The organism is Sphaerimonospora sp. CA-214678 (genome assembly GCF_050942215.1).
Lineage (GTDB): Bacteria > Actinomycetota > Actinomycetes > Streptosporangiales > Streptosporangiaceae > Sphaerimonospora.
In genome coordinates, this window is sequence record NZ_CP192056.1 from 4,520,701 (window position 1) to 4,537,934 (window position 17,234).

11 protein-coding genes are annotated in these 17,234 nt (G+C 70.9%); 3 read left to right on the forward strand and 8 right to left on the reverse strand.

Going from position 1 to position 17,234, the window contains the following annotated elements; genetic code table 11:
• Window positions 1-225 precede the first annotated feature (225 nt).
• From holA to ACQP1K_RS20340, 3 genes are all read right to left on the reverse strand, one after another.
• On the reverse strand, window positions 226-1,191 hold the full coding sequence (gene holA, locus ACQP1K_RS20330) for a DNA polymerase III subunit delta (RefSeq protein WP_433497291.1): 966 nt from the start codon (window positions 1,189-1,191) through the stop codon (window positions 226-228).
• 139 nt (window positions 1,192-1,330) lie between these two features.
• Window positions 1,331-3,850, reverse strand: coding sequence for a ComEC/Rec2 family competence protein (locus tag ACQP1K_RS20335; RefSeq protein ID WP_433497292.1), 2,520 nt, complete (start codon window positions 3,848-3,850; stop codon window positions 1,331-1,333).
• Entirely contained in the window at window positions 3,847-4,527 is a 681-nt protein-coding gene (locus ACQP1K_RS20340) for a helix-hairpin-helix domain-containing protein (protein ID WP_433497293.1), read from the reverse strand. The genes ACQP1K_RS20335 and ACQP1K_RS20340 overlap by 4 nt, the downstream gene beginning before the upstream one ends.
• Before the next feature lie 601 nt (window positions 4,528-5,128).
• On the opposite strand from ACQP1K_RS20340, the gene ACQP1K_RS20345 reads away from it, so the two are divergent.
• Entirely contained in the window at window positions 5,129-6,529 is a 1,401-nt protein-coding gene (locus tag ACQP1K_RS20345; protein ID WP_433497294.1) for an acyltransferase family protein, read from the forward strand.
• Window positions 6,530-6,610: 81 nt separating this feature from the next.
• Here the strand turns inward: ACQP1K_RS20345 and ACQP1K_RS20350 are convergent, their stop codons facing one another.
• Window positions 6,611-7,456 (reverse strand): alpha/beta fold hydrolase, encoded by an 846-nt coding sequence (locus ACQP1K_RS20350; RefSeq protein WP_433497295.1) that lies wholly within the window; start codon window positions 7,454-7,456, stop codon window positions 6,611-6,613.
• A gap of 65 nt (window positions 7,457-7,521) precedes the next feature.
• Between ACQP1K_RS20350 and ACQP1K_RS20355 the strand changes: the two genes are divergently transcribed.
• Window positions 7,522-8,073 carry a helix-turn-helix domain-containing protein gene (locus ACQP1K_RS20355; protein WP_433497296.1) on the forward strand — a complete coding sequence of 184 codons (552 nt, stop codon included), beginning with the start codon at window positions 7,522-7,524 and terminating at the stop codon, window positions 8,071-8,073.
• Between the two features lie 604 nt (window positions 8,074-8,677).
• Here the strand turns inward: ACQP1K_RS20355 and ACQP1K_RS20360 are convergent.
• The 4 genes from ACQP1K_RS20360 to drmA all read right to left on the reverse strand — a co-directional run bounded on the left by ACQP1K_RS20360 (window position 8,678) and on the right by drmA (window position 16,507).
• Entirely contained in the window at window positions 8,678-9,193 is a 516-nt protein-coding gene (locus ACQP1K_RS20360) for a hypothetical protein (protein ID WP_433497297.1), read from the reverse strand.
• A 495-nt stretch (window positions 9,194-9,688) separates the two neighbouring features.
• Complete coding sequence (gene drmC / locus ACQP1K_RS20365) at window positions 9,689-10,456, reverse strand: DISARM system phospholipase D-like protein DrmC (RefSeq protein ID WP_433497298.1); 768 nt, start codon at window positions 10,454-10,456, stop codon at window positions 9,689-9,691.
• A 16-nt stretch (window positions 10,457-10,472) separates the two neighbouring features.
• Window positions 10,473-12,443 carry a DrmB family protein gene (gene drmB, locus ACQP1K_RS20370; protein WP_433501600.1) on the reverse strand — a complete coding sequence of 657 codons (1,971 nt, stop codon included), beginning with the start codon at window positions 12,441-12,443 and terminating at the stop codon, window positions 10,473-10,475.
• The gene (gene drmA, locus ACQP1K_RS20375) at window positions 12,443-16,507 is read right to left on the reverse strand and encodes a DISARM system helicase DrmA (protein ID WP_433497299.1); all 4,065 of its coding nucleotides are present in this window, start codon (window positions 16,505-16,507) and stop codon (window positions 12,443-12,445) included. Before drmA ends, drmB begins: the two co-directional genes overlap by 1 nt.
• Before the next feature lie 393 nt (window positions 16,508-16,900).
• Here drmA and ACQP1K_RS20380 point away from each other — a divergent pair, with 393 nt between their 5' ends.
• Complete coding sequence (locus ACQP1K_RS20380) at window positions 16,901-17,221, forward strand: type II toxin-antitoxin system RelE/ParE family toxin (RefSeq protein WP_433501601.1); 321 nt, start codon at window positions 16,901-16,903, stop codon at window positions 17,219-17,221.
• Window positions 17,222-17,234 lie beyond the last annotated feature (13 nt).

Below are 17,234 nucleotides of genomic sequence, written 5' to 3' on the forward strand. Positions count from 1 at the left end.
CTAAGATCACGGCCTCTCGGAGAGATTCAGCGCGGCCGGAAAGGCTCGCGACGATCGGGTGACCGGGGGTGTTCCGGCCCGGCGGCTCCGCCGACGGCCCTGGATCGACGATCGGCCACTGCGGGGAGAGGTCGAGATCGGCGAACGCACCACCGCCGCCATGCTCCTCGGGCCGGCTCGCGATGATGGTCCGCCTCGGCGCGATCGCGCTCGCCGTGCGGCGGTTCAGCGGCCGGTACGGCCGGCGACGATGAGGTGGACGGCCCGCTCCAGCGCGTACGCCGGGTCGGCGCCGCCGCCCTTGACCTGCTCGTCGGCGGAGGCGACAGCCTGCATGGCGGAGGAGATGCCCTCGGGGCCCCAGCCGCCGAGCTGACGCCTGACCCGGTCGATCTTCCATGGCGGCATGCCGACGTGGGAGGCGAGCTGACCGCCGCGCAGGTTCCGCGGGGCGTCGCGCACCTTGGCCAGTGAGCGCAGCCCTCCGGCCAGCGCACTGACGATCAGTACGGGTGCGACACCCGTGGCCAGGGCCCAGCGAAGCTGCTCCAGCGCCTCGCCGAGCCGTCCTTCGATCGCCAGATCGGCGATGGTGAAGCCGCTGACCTCGGCCCGTCCCCGGTAATAGCGGGCGACGGCTGCCTCGTCGATGCTCTTGCCGGGGGTGTCGAAGGCCAGCTGGTCGCAGGCGGCGGCCAGCTCGCGCAGGTCGCTGCCCACCGCGTCGAGCAGTGCCTGGGCGGCGGGCGGTGAGATGGTCCGACCGGCGCGGCGTACCTCCGCCCTGATGAAGTCGAGCCGCTCCCCCGCCTTGGTCGGCTTGGCCACGGTGATCACTTCGGCACCGGCCTTCTTCACCCCTTCGACCAGCGCCTTTCCCTTCACCCCACCGGGATGGGCCAGCACCAGCACGGCGTCGTCGGCGGGATGCGCCGCATATTTGACGATCTCGGCGATGACGTCCTTCTGCAGGTCCTGCGCGGCCCTGATCACGACGACCGACCTGTCGCCGAAGAGCGATGGGGACATGAGCGTGGTCAGCTCTCCCTGCTCCACCTTGCCGCCGACGAGATCGTGGACCTCCGCCTCGGGATCCGCTGCGCGCACCGCCGTGACGACGGACGCGACGGCCCGGTCCGACAGGAACTCCTCGTCGCCGACGACCAGGGTCACGGGTGCTGGATTGGCCATGCACGCAGCATGTCACGCCGTCCGGCTCATGGCACATCCCGTGTGATCGAAGATCTTGTTCCTGATCGTGATCAGGGTGCAGGTGTCGGAGGCGACGCTGGGGAAACCTTCTCGTACTCGCCGTAGCGGGAAAGCACCCTCATCGGCCGCGGGGGACGACGGCGAGGCGGCCGCCGCTCTCGACGACCGCTAGGTCGCCGGAGACGTCGGTGCGATAGGTCCGCATGCCCAGCCAGGCCAGGCGGCGCATGGTCGGCGGCGCCGGATGACCGTAATCGTTCGCCGCTCCCACACTGATCAGGGCGGCACGCGCCCCGGTGGCGGCGAGGAACGCCGGATCCTGCCGCGACGACCCGTGGTGCGGGATCTTCAGGATGTCCACCCGTGGCACGCCCTGCCGCAGCAGGACGTCCTGGGCCTCGGTCTCCATGTCTCCGGCGAGCAGGGCCGACCCGACGACGTCTCCCGCTGCTCCGGACCAGCGCGCCAGGAGCACGACGCTGGCGTTGTTCGCGACAGCGCCCTCACCCGGCCCCTGCCGTGCCTCTCCGTCGAGGGGCGCGAGCACGGTGAGCTCGACCGTGCCCGCCGGGCAGGCGAAGCGCCATCGGGTGCCCATGGGCATCACCCACTCCGGGATCCCCCTCGTCCGAAGGTCCCGGGAGACGCGGATCACCTCGCCCTCGGGGACCCGTCCGGGGCTGACCACGGCGGCCCCGACGGCCCGGCCGCGCAGGACGCCCGTGAGGCCCCCGACGTGATCGAGGTGCGGATGGGTGAGCACCATCAGGGGGACCTTCCGTATTCCGAGGTCGCGCAGGCAGCGATCTGCCAAAGCCGGCTCCGGGCCGGTGTCGACCATCACCGCCTCGCCGGGCCCGGCCGACATGGCGAGGGCGTCGCCCTGCCCGACGTCGCAGGCCACCAGCAGCCATCCCGGCGGGGGCCACGGCGCGGCGATCCGCCGGATCACGAGTACGGTGACCATGGCGCCGATCACCAGCGCGACGGCGATGCGCCTGCCCGCCCGCCGCCGCAGCACCAGCCACCCCAGAGCCCCCGCGACCGCCAGCAGGGCGACTCCGGGCAGGCCGCCCGGCCACGAGGCCGTCGCGAACGGCAGGGCCGCCGCCCGTTCCGCGACGGCGATGATCCAGCCGACCGCGAGTCCGGCGGGGCGGACCAGCAGTTGCGCCACCGGCATGCCGATCGGAGCCACGATCGCGGCGGCGAAGCCCAGCACGGTGGCCGGCGCCACGGCCGGCTCCGCCAGCAGGTTGGCCGGGATCGCGACCAGATCAAGGGTGCCGGACATCAACACCAGCACCGGTGTCACCGCCGCCTGAGCCGCCGCCGGCACGGCCAGCGCCTCGGCGAGGAGCCTGGGCATCCGGCGGGTCAGCCGGTCACGCCAGCGTGGCGCGAACACCAGGATGCCGCCGGTCGCGAACACTGACAGGGCGAAGCCGTACTCTCTGGCCAGCCCGGGATTGAACAGGATCAGCCCGAGAACGGTCGCGGACAGGGCGGCGGCGCCGTCCCGGGAGCGGCCGGTGCCGAGTGCGACGGCGGCGACCGAGCCCATGACGAGGGCCCGGAGCACGCTCGGGGACGGCCGCGCCACCACCGCGAAACCGATCATCACGGCGATCGCGACGGCCGCCCGCACCGGAAGTGGCAGGCCGACCCCTCTGGCGATCAGGAGCGCCGCACCGGCGATGATCACCAGATTGGACCCGGAGACGGCCGTCAGATGGCTCAGCCCGGCCGCCTTGAGGTCGCGTTCGACCTGGTCGTCCATCCGGGACACGTCGCCAACGACCAGGCCGGGCAGCAGGCCGCGCTGGTCGGGTGGCAGCACGTCGCTCGCCTCCCGCAGTCCCGCGCGCAGCGCCCCCGCGGCCCGCTGAACGACGGACGGTCCCGCGTCGGGCGATTCGGACGGCTGGGGCGGGCCGCGTACGAGCATCACCGCAGCGGTCAGCTCACCGGGATCGGCCGGCGCCAGGCGTCCCCGCACCCGGATCCGCTGACTCGGCAGCAGGTCGGTCCAGCCCGCGCCGGAACCGAACATGACCACCGGCACGTCCACCCGGAACCGCGCCTCCTGGGCGTCGACCATGACCAGCCGCGCCTCGACGACCACGCCGACCCGCCGTGTCACGCCCCCACGGCGCTGCCGGATTCGCGGGTCGTCGGCGACGACGGCCTCCGCCGTGACGGTGACGCCGCGCGCCGCCAGGTCGGACACCGGCCCGGTTCGTACGGAATGCACCTTGAACGCGACCACCGCCGCCGTGGCCGCCACGCAGACCAGCACTCCGGCGGTCACCCTGGCGAGTGCCGTACCGGTGGCGAGTCGGTCCACATCGGAGCGGGCCCGTCTCCGGCAGGTCGCCCACACCGCCGGTGCCGTGAGAGCCGAGGCGATCGCCACGCCCGTCCCCACCGCCGCCGAGCAGCCGAGAAGCACGAGAGCGGTCAGCCAGGCGGCCACGGCGGGGGCGACCAGCACCACCGACGGCCTCCGGACCGGACCTCCGCCGCCGGGCTCGTCCTGGACGTCGGTCCGATCCGCACCGGGGCCGGCCGAACGATCGTCACCGGGGGCATCGCCGGAGGCCGCGAGCGTCGGCCGTACCGGCCCGAGCCCGGTCATACGATGACCCTGTCGCGCAGCTCCGCGAACTTCTTCTCTCCGATCCCGGAGACCTGGCGTAGTTGATCGACGCTGCCGAACCCGCCATGGGCGTCCCGGAAATCGATGACGCGCCGGGCCAGCACCTCGCCCACACCCGGAAGGGTGTTGAGCTGTTCGACGGTGGCCGTGTTGAGGTTCACCACACCGCCGCCATCGAGTTGCGTCTCAGGCCGGCCACCTCCGGCCGGCGCGTCCGCCCCCACGATGATGTGCTCGCCGTCCACCAGCCGGCGTGCGAGATTGACCCCGCCCGGGTTCGCCCCCTTCTTCACTCCCCCGGCGGCCTCGACGGCATCGACCACCCTCGAACCGGCCGGCAGCGCGAGCACGCCCGGCCTGCGGACCTTGCCGGTCACATAGACGATCACGCTCGCTGCGGGTGTCGGCGGACCGACCGTTCTCGCCCTGTCCGATCGCACACCACCCGATGCCGCGTTCTCCGGTCCCGCGCCGGCCATGGTCGCGCTCATCGGCACGGGCGCGGTGACGGGTTCGACCACCGGCCGGGTGCGCCACACCACGAATCCGGCGATCGCCGCCGCGAGCACCCCGAACAGCACCAGGATCCGCAGTCCCGGCCCGCCCGGATCCAGCATCGGCACCCCGTCACCGAACCTTCCGCCGCGAGTTCTCAAGATTTCGACGATGCGTTTTCTCCATGAGGCCGGTCTGGCGATCAGCCCTGCCGTACTCGGCGGTTCCGACTCATCGAGCCGCCGGGGCTCTCCGGCCGGTCCTGACTCGCGGAACGGCCCGGGCTCACTCCACCCCTCAGACCCGGGCTCACTCCACCCCTCAGACCCGGGCTCACTCCACTCCTCAGACCCGGGCTCACTCCACTCCTCAGACCCGGGCTCACTCCACTCCTCGGACCCGCCGGACGGCTCGGGCTCCCCGTACGGATCCGCCCCTTCGACCGGACCGGGCGAGCCGGACGACGGTGGCGGCGTGAGCGTCGCCACCGGTCTCATGGGTGACGAACGGATGCGGGCGGCCGGCGGCTCGGCCGCCACCCGGTGAATCAGGCAGCGCAGCCGTGTCTCGGCCGCACGACTCTCGACGGCCCGCCGGTCCCGCCGCTCTCTGCTTCGCACGTGCGGGACATTAGGTCGCCGACGAGACGCCCACGGTGGCAGAACGCCGTTCTGTGGACAACGTGGCCCCTCCGAGGACCGTCACCTCGACGTCGGCGGGGCAGGACGCCTTTCCTCGCGTCCGCTGGGGAACAGACAGGACATGGGCGCCACGTCGCGAGGGGTCCGACGGCTCGCGGAACAGACGCCGCCGTCGCGGGAGCGGTTCATCGACCTGCTGCGAGCGGTGTCGATCGTCGCGGTGGTCCTCGGACACTGGCTGGCGACGGTGGTCGGCTACGACGAGCACGGCGAGCTGATCGGCCGGTCGGCGCTGCCGGACCTGCCGTGGGCGCAGCCGCTCACCTGGGTGGTCCAGGTGATGCCCGTGTTCTTCTTCGTCGGCGGGTACGCGAACGCCGTATCCCTCGCCGCGGAGCGACGTCGTGGAGGGAACGCCACCGAGTGGCTGATCAGGCGGGGCGGACGGCTGATCCCGCCGACCACGGCCCTGGTGCTCGTGATGGGAGGCGGAGCGTTGGCGGCCGGCCTGTTCGACGCCGACCCCGCCCGGGTGCGCACGGTGGTCTGGTTCGCCTCGATCCCGCTGTGGTTCCTCGTGGTCTACCTGATCGCGGTCGCGCTGACCCCGCCGATGTACGCCCTCCACCGCCGGTACGGACTCGCCGTCCCGCTGGTGCTGGTGGGGCTCGTCGCCGCCGGTGACGTGGCCCGCCTCCTCGGCCACGGTCTCTGGAGTAACGGCAACTTCCTGTTCGGCTGGCTGGCCGTTCACCAGATGGGGTTCGCCTGGCGGGACGGACTACTGCCGGCCCGCCCTCGCGTCGCCGTACCGCTGCTGCTTGCCGGGGCCGGCGCGCTGCTCCTGCTCACCCTCGTCGGTCCCTACCCGATCAGCATGATCGATGTGCCCGGCGAGCGGCTGCACAACATGTCCCCGCCGAGCCTGGCCCTGCTGGCGGTCGCCACCACCCAGTTCGGGGTCGCGCTGCTGCTGCGGGACCGGGCCGAGCGGTGGCTGCGGCAGACCCGCCGGTGGGTGGTCGTGGTCGCCGTGAACACGGTGATCATGACGATCTTCCTCTGGCACATATCCGCCGCGATCCTGCTCGTCGCCGCATTGCACGCGGCGGGCGTGCTCCCGACGCCGGAGGCCGGGTCGGCCGAGTGGCTGGCCTGGCGGATCCCGCTGCTGCTCATGTTCGGCGTCGTCCTCGCGCTACTGGTCGCGATCTTCGGCCCGATCGAGGTGCGCGGTGTCCGACGATCGCGAAGGCTCCCGATCCCGGCACCGGCCGGTCTGGCCCGCATGGCGTCCCGTCAGGTTCTCCGGCTGTGGCTGGCCATGGCGGCATTCGCAGGAGTCGCCTGCGCCCTGTTCTCCAACAGCCTGTGGCCGAGCAGCGCCCCGACCGCGTCCGGAATGCCGGCGGCCGTACTGATCGTCTACCTCGTCTGCGCGGCGGTCCTGCGACTGCTGCGCTCGACGCCTCCCGCCACGGAAGGCAAAGCCGGCCCCACCCATCAAACGGGTCCTCCATAGCACGTGCTTGTCGATGTCCCGCTCGTCCTTCCCGTACGACAAGCTCTCCACCCTGGGCAGCCTGCCCTTGGCGGGCCAAAATCAGGAGCCGTGGTCGAGGAGGCGTCGCGTCCTGTCCGCGACCAGCCGGGGCCTCTCGGCCTGGATGAAATGCGCCGAGTCGGCGTCCTCGAACCACCCTTCGGGCAGGCTGTCGGCGAAACGGCGCTGGTGCTCGCGGATGTCGGCGTGCTGCCGCTCCCGCCCTTTGGCCGGACGGGCCGCCGAAAGCAGGATCGTCGGACATCGCGGGATCCGGGGCGGCCGGTGGCGGAACTCAGGGATGGCGGCGACCACCGCTTTCATCTCCCTGCGGGTCTGGGAGATGCCAGCAGGGGTGAAGTCCTCGGCGAGCATGGTCGCGTAGGTGTCGGCGGGGAACAGGCGCCGGACGTTGCCCGTGACCAGCCTCGCCATCGGGCGGATGGCGGTGAGCGGCCGCACCACGGCCAGCGCGCGGTCGAGCTTCCTCACCGTCTGGTCCCACGTGTCGTACACCGGGGCGGTCTCGGGAGTGGGATCGACCAGCAGCAACCCCCGCAGCCGGGAGGCCAGGCTCTCGGCCGCGCGCCGTGCGACCAGGCCGCCCATGCTGTGCGCGACGAGCACGAACCGGCCGGGGACCACCTCCTCGACCATCGCGACGAGATCGGCGGCCATGTCGTCGATGCTCAGCTGCGCCGTGGTTCTGCCGCTGCGGCCGAACCCCGCTCGGTCGTAGGCGACCAGGCGGGCCCGGTCGGCCAACAGCGGCAGCACCGGATCCCAGCAGGTGCGGCCGCAGCCCTGGCCGGCCTCGAAGACCACCCAGTCCGATCCCTGTCCGGACTCCTCGACATAGACGCGCCTGCCGTTCACCGGCACCGTCCGCCCCGGTATTTCCCGCATGCGCTCTCCTCTCACCTCAACGTTTTCATTTTGGATAATGGTAACACATATGAAATTGTTGGGCCATGGATGTTGTCGAGCAGTTGCTGCACCCGGTGCGGCTACGCATCGTGCACGCGCTGGCCGCGGGCCACACGCTGACGATCGCGCAGTTGTGCGCCCGCATGCCCGAGGTGTCGAAGATCACGGTGTACCGCCAGGTCGCGCTGCTGACCGAGGGGGGTTTCCTCCAGGTGGACGGCGAGCAGCGGGTGCGCGGCGCCGTCGAGCGCCGCTACCGGCTGCGTCCTGACCGGCCCACGATCGACGCCGGCGCCGCCGCGGCGATGTCGCTCGAGGACCACCGCCGGGGATTCGCCGCGGCCATGGCCGTCCTGATCGCCGAGTTCAACGCCTACTTGGACCGTGAGGGCGCCGATCCGGCCGCAGACTCGGTGTCCTACCGGCAGGGCACGCTGTGGCTCAGCCCGGACGAACTCGCCGCGACGATCGCCGATCTGCGCGCGGTGCTGCGTGACCGGATCGCCAACACCCCCACCTCGGACCGCGCACCATATCTGCTCAGCGCGATCCTGTTCCCCACCGGGCGACCGTCCCCGGACGAAGTCGATCGCTGATGCCGGTGACCGGCCATTCCGCCCGCTCCGCGAGCCCGGCTCGGGCGCGATGACTCAGGCCGGCCTCCAGGGCGGTGGCGAGACGCGAAGCGAGCCTCGCGACGGCGGCACGCAGTTCGGCCCGCCCTCGATGCGGAAGGGGAACGGCAGGTCGGCAGCCACTCCTGCGCGTACATCGTCGGGAGTACGGCCATGACCAGGCCAAGCGCCTCGGGTTCGGTAAAGGCAACCGGAGGCAGCCGCGTGCCGCGCCCGAGCCGGTACCCGTCATACGGGCCGCGGACCGACTCGACGGGGATGTCCGCCTCGCGGAGGATCCCGACGTACCGGCGCGCGGCCCGCTCCGTGACGCCCGGATAGGGCGGCGTCGACCTGCGCGTTCGCCGCGGCTCCATATGGTGGTGGAAGTGCCGGCCGCCGATTGGGAGAAGTGGGCCGGCGTACGGCCGGGCCAGGCCAGGCGGGACCTTATCGAGTACGTGACCTACCAGCTCGCGTACGGCACCGGCCTGGGCGATGTCCGGGCCAAATTCACCTGGTTCATCCGACCCCCTACGTGTGGTCGCCGCCGAGAAGCTGAGACCGGTACGGATGCCGTGCGATTTCATCGGTCGCCGAGATCGTCGAGGATCTCGCGCACCTTGACGACGTTGGGGTGCCGGGGGCCGTACCGCCGTTCCAGGTCGGGAAGCAGGGCGCGCAGGGTCCTGGTCGCGCGCGCGCGGTCGCCCGAGCCGAGCTCCAGCAGTCCGATGCGATGCCGCAGCTCCAGGATGCGGTCTTCGTCGACGCCGAACCGCTCCTCGTCCGCGAGCAGCCGGCCGAGCTGGTCGAGCGCGCGGGCCGTGTCGCCCAGCGCCGCGTGGCAGTTGGCCTCCATGACGCGGAACCGCAGCACGAGATCATCGTCCTCGCCCCGCGAACCGGCAAGATCGGCCGCCAGGCGCCGGAACCGCGGCGCCGCGCCACGGTAGTCGCCGCCGAGGAACAGGACGTCGGCCAGCTCGATCCGGAGGTCGAGCACCTCGCTGTGGTCCTGACCGTACGCGTGCACGGCCGCCTCCACCTCCTCGGCCAGCACCTCCGCCGCCTGTTTGAAGCGGGATTCGGCCTTGAGCACGCTGACGTCCTGGCGAGTGAGAGAGACGGCACCATGTCGGACCGACCGGGACGACGTGGAGGCGTGAGGCCGTCCGGAAAGCCGGGGTCGCCGGGACTGCCGCGACGCGAACAGCGGCGTCGCCCGCTCGACCTGCGGTGCCGCCGATGTCTCCGCCGGCTTCTCCGCCTCCGGCTTCTCGGTCCTCAGAGACCAGGTACAGGTCGTCGCCCTCCGTGCCGCAGTCGTAGACCGCCGGAACTCCCGGGTGCTCCAGCCTCGCGGTGATCCGCGACTCGCGGACGAAGCGCCGGGTCAGCTCCTCATCGGGCCTGCCGTCCGGCAGCCGGTCCACTCGGGTGAACTTGACCGCGCCGGGCCGGTCCAGCCGCTTGTCGTAGCCGAACCAGACCTCGCCCATCCCACCCTGCCTGCGGGAGTTCGGGTCTAGCTCGTACCGCCCGCCGATGATCCTGCCCCTCGCCACGGCGCCCTCGCTCTCCTTCACTCGTCACCTCACCGCAGGCGTCGCAGTACGCCGCGGGCGCGCAGCCGGGCCACATGCTCGGCCGCCCGCTGCGGCGCCGTACCGCCGCGGACCAGCAGGCCGGCCTCGATGTTCCTGGTGACGCCCGAGTGAGTCAGGTTCGCACTCGACACCAGCAGCACCCGATGGTCGGCCACCGCGAGCTTCGCGTGCATTTTCGCGCCCGGCTCGGCGCGCTCGCCCACCGGCCAGTGCCACAGCTCGATCCCGTCGACGCCGGCGAACGCATGGGCGGGCTCCGCACCGCGCAACGCCGAGCCGGCGCCCTGCAGGGTCTCGACGACCACCATCACCGACACGCCGCGCTCGACGGCCCGTGCCAGCGCGCCGAGCAGTGGTTCGTACGGCATCGCCGAGTAGGTCATGAGGACCAGTTCGGTCACGGCCTCACCGGCCACGTCGACGAGCACCTGCGCGGTGGAGCGGACGGGCACGGCATGCGTGGCCGGTCCGGTCCACACCGACTCCACGGTCGTGCCGGCCCGGTGTCGCTCGTAGCCCGCGGCCACTCCGCGCAGGTAGATCGCCGCTTCCTGATTCGACATGCGCACCGAGCGCTGCTCGGTCAGCACCCGGTGGGCGACCTCCGGGAAGTCCGGCGCCGGCACCGCGTGGACGATTCCGACGGCGGGCCCGCCCCCGGCGATCCGGTCCGCCAGGGTCCGCAGATGCGCGGGTCCGATCCGCTCGACCGCCTGCGCCGCGGCCGCCTCGAACCGCGGGTGGACCGCGGTCATCTCAACCCGGGGCCGGTCACGGCAGCTTGGGATAGACGGCCAGGGCGGGGTCGTCGATCGGAACGACGAACCGCCGGTCGAGGAAGCGGTTGCCCCGCTCGCACGTTGTCTCGGAGACGAACAGGCACACATGGCAGGCCGCACCGTGCAGGAAGTCCTCGGGCTCACGCGGCAGCCGTTCCGAGCACAGCGGGTCGGAGGAGCAGGTCATCGCCTCGGCGAGGGCGCGGCGGGTCAGCCGGACCAGCTCCTCGGGCCGGGCGAGCGACACGAGCCCGCCGAGCGTGCCCTCCGCGTCGGGAACGGCCGTGTAGATCAGGATGCCGCCGCGCGGGTCGTCCTCGCCACCGGCATAGATCCGTTCGGCGAGGCTGGCGGAGTTGTAGCCGCATTCGAGCGCGATCGTACGGATCAGCAGGTGCGACAGGGTGTGCAGGACGTAGTAGCGCGGGCCGGGCCAACCGCTGTAGCGATGCTCCTCATCGAACGGCTGACCTGTCCTGGCCGAGTAGCGGTACTCCCGGAAGCGGCCGAAAGCCTCCCGGTGCCGCCGCATGGCCTCCGAGTCGGCCACCTGCCGCTCCCAACGGGTCAGCAGCTCCTCGGGCAGCCGGAGGAAGACGCCCTCCCCTCGCACCTCGCTCGCCGGCACCCAGGTGGGCCGGGACCTGGCGAGCGGCACCCGCCGCACCAGCTGCGGATCCTCCGGGTCGGGCGCGTCGAGCCGGGTGAAGCCGATCATCGCGCGCACTTCGCGCAGCCGCTCCACCTGCACGACATCCGAGAAGTAGCCCTTGAGCAGGGGCGGCACCGGCTCGTCGTCGCGGAAGGCGGTGAAGTCGTCGGTCGGCTCGGGCAGGTGCGGGCTGGAGAAGATCTTCCATTCCGGAGTAAGCAGGTCGGGATACCCTCGGGGCTCCTGTTCTGGCTTATCGCCGGCCGCCGCTGCGGCCTCCTCACCGCGGTGCCGTTCGATCGCCGTCCAGACCTCCTCATCGGTCCACTTCTCGAACTCGTAGGACAGCGGCGGCATGGAGCGCATGAACGGCAGCATGTCCGGATTGCCGACAAGCTTCAGGTTGTCCCAGAACTTCGCCACCCGCGCGTCCAGTTCGCCTCCCCCGCCGCGCGGTACGGCCAGGGCCGACAGGGTCTGCGGGAACCACTGGTTCGACGCGCCGACGACGAGCACGTGCGGCTTGTTCTCACAGGCCGTGAACATGCCGAGGTGGGGGTGCCGTCCCCGGCAGTACGGCAGCCGCTCCCTGCCGCGTTTGCCCATCGCCTCGCGGATGTTGCGGTCGGCTCCGCAGCGCTTGCAGAAGATCCGGACGTTGGCCCCGATGTTGCCGCCCCGGTCCTCCATGAACAGGTTCGGCTTCGCCGCGGCCGGACACTTGCCGCCGTGATGGACGAACTCCAGGTACGGAAAGTCGTCGAGATGCCCGGCCGTACAGGCCAGGACGAAGCGGGCGCCGACCACGAGTCGCTTCTTGTTGCCCTTTCCGCACTCGTGGAAGAACCGGGCCTCATGCGGCTTGTTCGGTCTGTCGTTTTCGAACCCGAACGCCGTCGAGTCGATCCGCGCCAGCAGATTACAGGCGGTGCAGCGCATCCATCCGGGGAACGGCAGGACGGGCACGCCGGTCCTGGCGGCCGGGCCGTTCGGGTTGTTGTCGGTGCCCGGCAGCCAGGGAGCGGGCCGCAGCTGGCCGACGGTCTTGCTCAGCAGGGCCTGCACGGCCGCGAGCAGCCGGGGCTCCGCGATCAGCGCGGGGTTCCTCGACTCGTCGTCGCCGACACCATGGTCACCGCCGTCGCGGTCGCCCGCGGCGGCGTAGACACCTTCGTACCGCCAGTCGTCGAGGCCCTTCACCAGCACGGAGAAGTTGGGCAGGTCGACGATCGACCCGACGCCGGAGGTGAACATCAGGTGGCTGGGCCGTACCGCGCCGACCCGGGGCCGGTAGGTGGAGAAGTCGGTTATTACCTGCCCCTTCCGTCCAGCGCGCCCTTTTTGGTCGGCGTTTCGTTCAGCGCGGACAGGCCCATCTCATCGCCCACCGGATCGTCGCCGTCCGGATCGTCATCGGTGCCCGCCTGGAAGGTCCACTCCGGCTCACCGACAGGACTGAGGAAGATCTTCCCGCCTCCCGGCAGCAGCAAATTCACCTCGTTCTCGGTCTCCCGCATCGAGTTGCCGACGGTGAGCGCATCCCACGTGCCGTTCCCGGCCCGTTTCAGCAGGCCCTTCACCACCTCCTCGGCGGTGCCCCTGCGCCGCTCGTAACCGAGCCGCGCCGGACCGTCCTTTTCCGCGTTCCACCGGTCGATCAGGGCCTTGAGCCGTTCGTCCAGGGCCTGCCGGCCGCGCGGCCCACCGGCGACCTCGGCCCGGTCGAGGAACCTCCTAATGATCAGCTTGACCGTCTCGCCGGCGAGCGGCACCTCCTCGGCGTCGCGGTTGCGCGAGTACGTCTCCTCGACGTTCCGTACGGCGGCGGCGAACGTCGCGGTGGTGCCTCGATCCAGGGCGCGAGCCGTGTACGGCGTCACCGACAGGGCCTCGACCTGGCGGTAGAACGTGGCGTGGTAGTGCTCGAAGTCCTCGTAGTGGGCCAGATCACGCGGGCGGGACCAGTTGTACAGTGTGATCACCAGGCCCGGCCGGGCCTGGTGACGGCCGACTCGGGAGGACGCCTGGATGTACTCGGCGGTGTTCTTCGGCTGGCCGACCACCATCATCAACCCGAACCGCGACACGTCGACGCCGACCTGGAGCATCGACGTGGCGAGCACGACGTCGACCGGCGGCCGTGCGGTCCGCTGGCGGCTGCTGCGCAGCATGCGGTAGCGCTCGGCGAGCCGGTGCGCCCGCCGACGCTTCGCCGCGTCCTTCTCCCTCATGACGTCGGTGATCTCGGCCCGGCATTCCATCGTGCGACGCGAGGTGTCCAGCTCCGGATCGAACCCGATTTCAAGCCGCTTGAGCACGTCACTGATGTCCCCGGAGGAGATCCGCGAGGTGAGCTCGGCGATGTTCAGCAGGTCGGTACGGCTCAGCAGCCGCTCGGACAGCTTCTTGCGCCTGCCGTGGGTCCTGATCCTGGTGGTGACGTCGTCGTCGAGGTAGCGCCGCATGCCGGCGAGCTCGCGGGTGGCGTTGAAGTAGCCGACGAGGGTCATGTACGGGTCGGCGGCCTCGCCGTACCGGTCGAAGAGGGTCTGTCCGGCCAGCAGCAGGATCTCGGCGAGCCGGATCTCGGCCGACTTCAGGCGCACGCCGTGCGCGCACACCCCGAGGTAGCGCCGTCCGGGGTCCTGCGGCGTGACCCGGACCTGACGGGAGAAGAACGTGTCACCCACGTCGAGGACCTGCGGCGGGAAGACCGCGAGATCACGGCCGAAGATGTTGAGCACCTGCCGGTCGGCCCGCTTGGTCGTCGCCGTCGAAGCGACGGTCTTCGGCCCGGTGGGCTCACCCGCGACGGTCCAGGTGCACAGCTCGTTCACGGCCGCCTCGAACAGGCCGACCGTGGTGCCGAGCGCACCCGAGATGAGATGCAGCTCGTCCTGGATGATCAGGTCCGGCGGCCGGAGCCTGATCACCGGGCGGCTCTCCACCCTGGGCAGTCCGCCCTTGGCGTTGTGCCGGCCCGCGCAGCCGATCTGCTCGTCCATGTCGTCGTGCCGGTAGCCGTGCCGCGGGCAGCGGCGGCTCACCCGCCCGAACAGATGCCCGGCGAACCCACGCCAGGGCAGTTGCGCCAGCTTGTCGACGGTCGCGATGACCAGGCTCGGGACGAGACGGTAGATCTCCTCGTCCACGGTGAGGATCGGCAGGCCCTCCCGCCGGGCGTACACCTCGTCCTCTCCCCACGTCCGGCGCAGGAACCGTTCCTCGCCGAGGCGGGAGAATGGGCATGAATCTGCGTCTCCCTCGCTACCACGACCGCAGTAGAGCAGGACGCGACGGCGGTCCTCGTCGAGGTCGAGGTTCCGGCCGGCGTTCAGCTTCTCCCCGCACCAGGGACAGGTCAACGTCTGCAACACGTTGGCCCTGCGGCTGTCGGGGGCCTCCTTGGCCTCCTCGATCTGGTCCCTGGCCTCCTTGAACCAGTTCGGCGAGACCGTGCCGCCCACCCACAGGCCGATGCGGAACGGCTCCTCACCCCAGGTCCTGGGGTCATCGCGGCGCAGCACCTCGCACGCGCACACCAGAGCCGCCGCCCGCTGGAACTGCTGGGCGGTCAGCAGCCGCAGCGTGTAGCGCATCAGCACCGCCACGCCGTCCAGGCCGCTGCGCGCGTCGGCTCCCGCGCCGACGACCTTCTGCAGGCGGCGGACCGCGAAGGCGTACGCGGTGAGGCCGAGGTACGCCTCGGTCTTGCCGCCACCGGTCGGGAAGAACAGCAGATCGACGGTGCCGGTGTGGTCGGCGGCCCGTTCCGGATGCGCCGGATCGGTCAGCGCGGGCAGGTTGAGCAGGATGAACGCGAGCTGGAAGGGCCGCCACGACGCCGCCTTGGCCCCGTCGGCCTCGACCTGCGCCATGGCCTGCGCGTAGCCGAGGCCGAGCTCGTCGCGGAGCTTCGCCACCGCGGTGCGGCGGCGCTGCAGCGCCATCGCCCGGTTGGCGAACCGGAACGCCGCGAGCGCCTGCTCGTGTCGCTCGGCGTCGAACCCTGCCTCGCCGTACGGCGACGTATCGCACAGCAGCGCGATCCCGGCCCGGATCCGCGCGGCGGCCTGGCGTGCCCGCTGAACGGCGACGACCGCGGCGTCACGCAGCGGCTCGGGCAGGCCGGGGATCTTCCGCTCCTGTTCGTCGAGCCACTCCGCATAGCCGTCGGCCAGTGGTGCCAGACCGGCGGCCAGTTCCTCGGGGGTGGCGTCCGCCAGGGCGTCCATGGACAGCTCGACTCCGGAGAGAGCCGTGCCCTCGCCTACCGGCGCGACGGTCGCGGGCACGTCGTAGAACGGCAACCAGGTCGTACGGAGCAACTCGGCGCGGCGCTCGCCGGGCGGCACCTGGGCGTGCACGGCGACGTTGCGGCCGATCGCGTACCTGCGCTGGTCGCGGTAGAGCAGCCGCAGGTGCATGTCCTCCAGATCGCCCCACTCCCGGGCGTCGTCGGCACCGCCGTCGCCGCCGGGGGCGTGGTCGCCGTCCAGTGGGTCGTCGATCGGGAGGAAGACGGGCTTGATCTCCATCGACTCGTCGGGCACGGCGGTCACGGTGAGGTGCGCCTGGAACAGCCAGGCGGTGTCGGCGCCGGTCTCCGGCTCGATCCGCTGGTTGATCAGCGTCAGCTCGACGACGCGCCGCCCTTCCGGCCGGGGCCGTACGGCGACCGCGAGCCGGACGCCGGGATCTTCGGCACGTTCCATCGTGAGGGGGATGGGCCGAGGCGGTCCGCCGTTCAGCCGGATCGTCCTGACGTACTCGACCGGTCGACGCGACCAGATCCGGGTGGTCCTGGGGTTGCCCTTCGCGTCCTCGACCTGCGTCTCGGCCTTGCCGTACTCCCCCCAGGACGCGGTGACCGCAAGCGCGTCGACGTCGGCCGGGACCGCGAACGACAGGCCCATCGACGACGCCCAGAGCCGACCGAGGTTCTGCGGGGTGAGCACGTCGGGCAGCTCCCCCTCGAATCCGTCGCCCTCCGCGCCGATCTCGGTCTCCGGCAGCTCGTCGGCATCCTCCCTGACCCGCTTCGGGGACGGCTTGGGACCGAGCATGCCGACCAGGTAGCGCTCACGCGGTCCCATCGAGCGCGGTGGCAGCTCCTCGAAATCCCCGTCGTACGGCCCGAGCAGGTCGCGCTCGACCAGCTCCTGGAACTCGTCCCGGACCTCGAACGGCGTGGCCGGCTCGAAGTCCTGCGGCACATCGAGCGGATGCCGGGCCTTCATCGCCGCGACGGTGGCCGGATCAGGCGGCGAGGGCTCGGGGGGCGCGGCCTCCCCTTCCTCCGTCCCGGCCCCGGAGCCGAACAGATCGTCCTGTGCGGCTCCGGCCTTGAACAGCTCTTCCTGCCGATCGAACACGTGGGGGGTGTCCTTCCTCGCCTGAACTTGACCGCCACGTTAGTCACTCTTGGGAAGTGTGTGTACGAAATATGGCTGCATCGCAAGGTCACGACGTCGTCACAGCGGCCATCCCCGCCGCCTCAGGCAAGCCGACCCCCTCTCGGGGCGTGCCCGGCGGGTAAAGGTTTCCTGAGAAGGCGGCGTTTACGCCGCAATCGCCACGATCTCCACAACAGTAGGTGCTGCTCAGGGGATTCCAGTCGGGGATCCTGAGGATTTTCCCCCTCTTACCTCTCAATAGGTAGCCAAGCGGACACGGTTTGTACGCAGATCCACGGCGCCTCGGCTAAAGTGATGCCATCTTTACCTACTAGGTAAATCTCACGGGTGGGAGGCACGGGTAGGTTGGAGGTGTACTACGAGGACACGAAGTTCAGGAAGAGGTGCGAGTCCGACAAGGAACGGCGCAGGCACTTCGGACACGACCGTGCCAACATCTTGGCGAAGCGAATTCAGCAGTTCCAGCAGGCCGAGTCGCTCGACGAGATGCGCATGCTGAGCGGTCACTGCGAGGAGTTGGCGGGAGACCGAAAAGGACAGTTATCCATCCGGCTCGACGCCAACTACCGGCTTATATTCGAACCGGAGGGGTGGATCGCAGACAACCAGGGCTCTCTGGATTGGACGGCAGTCACGGCAGTCGTGCTGATCGAGATCGTCGACTACCACTGAGGGGGCCACCTCA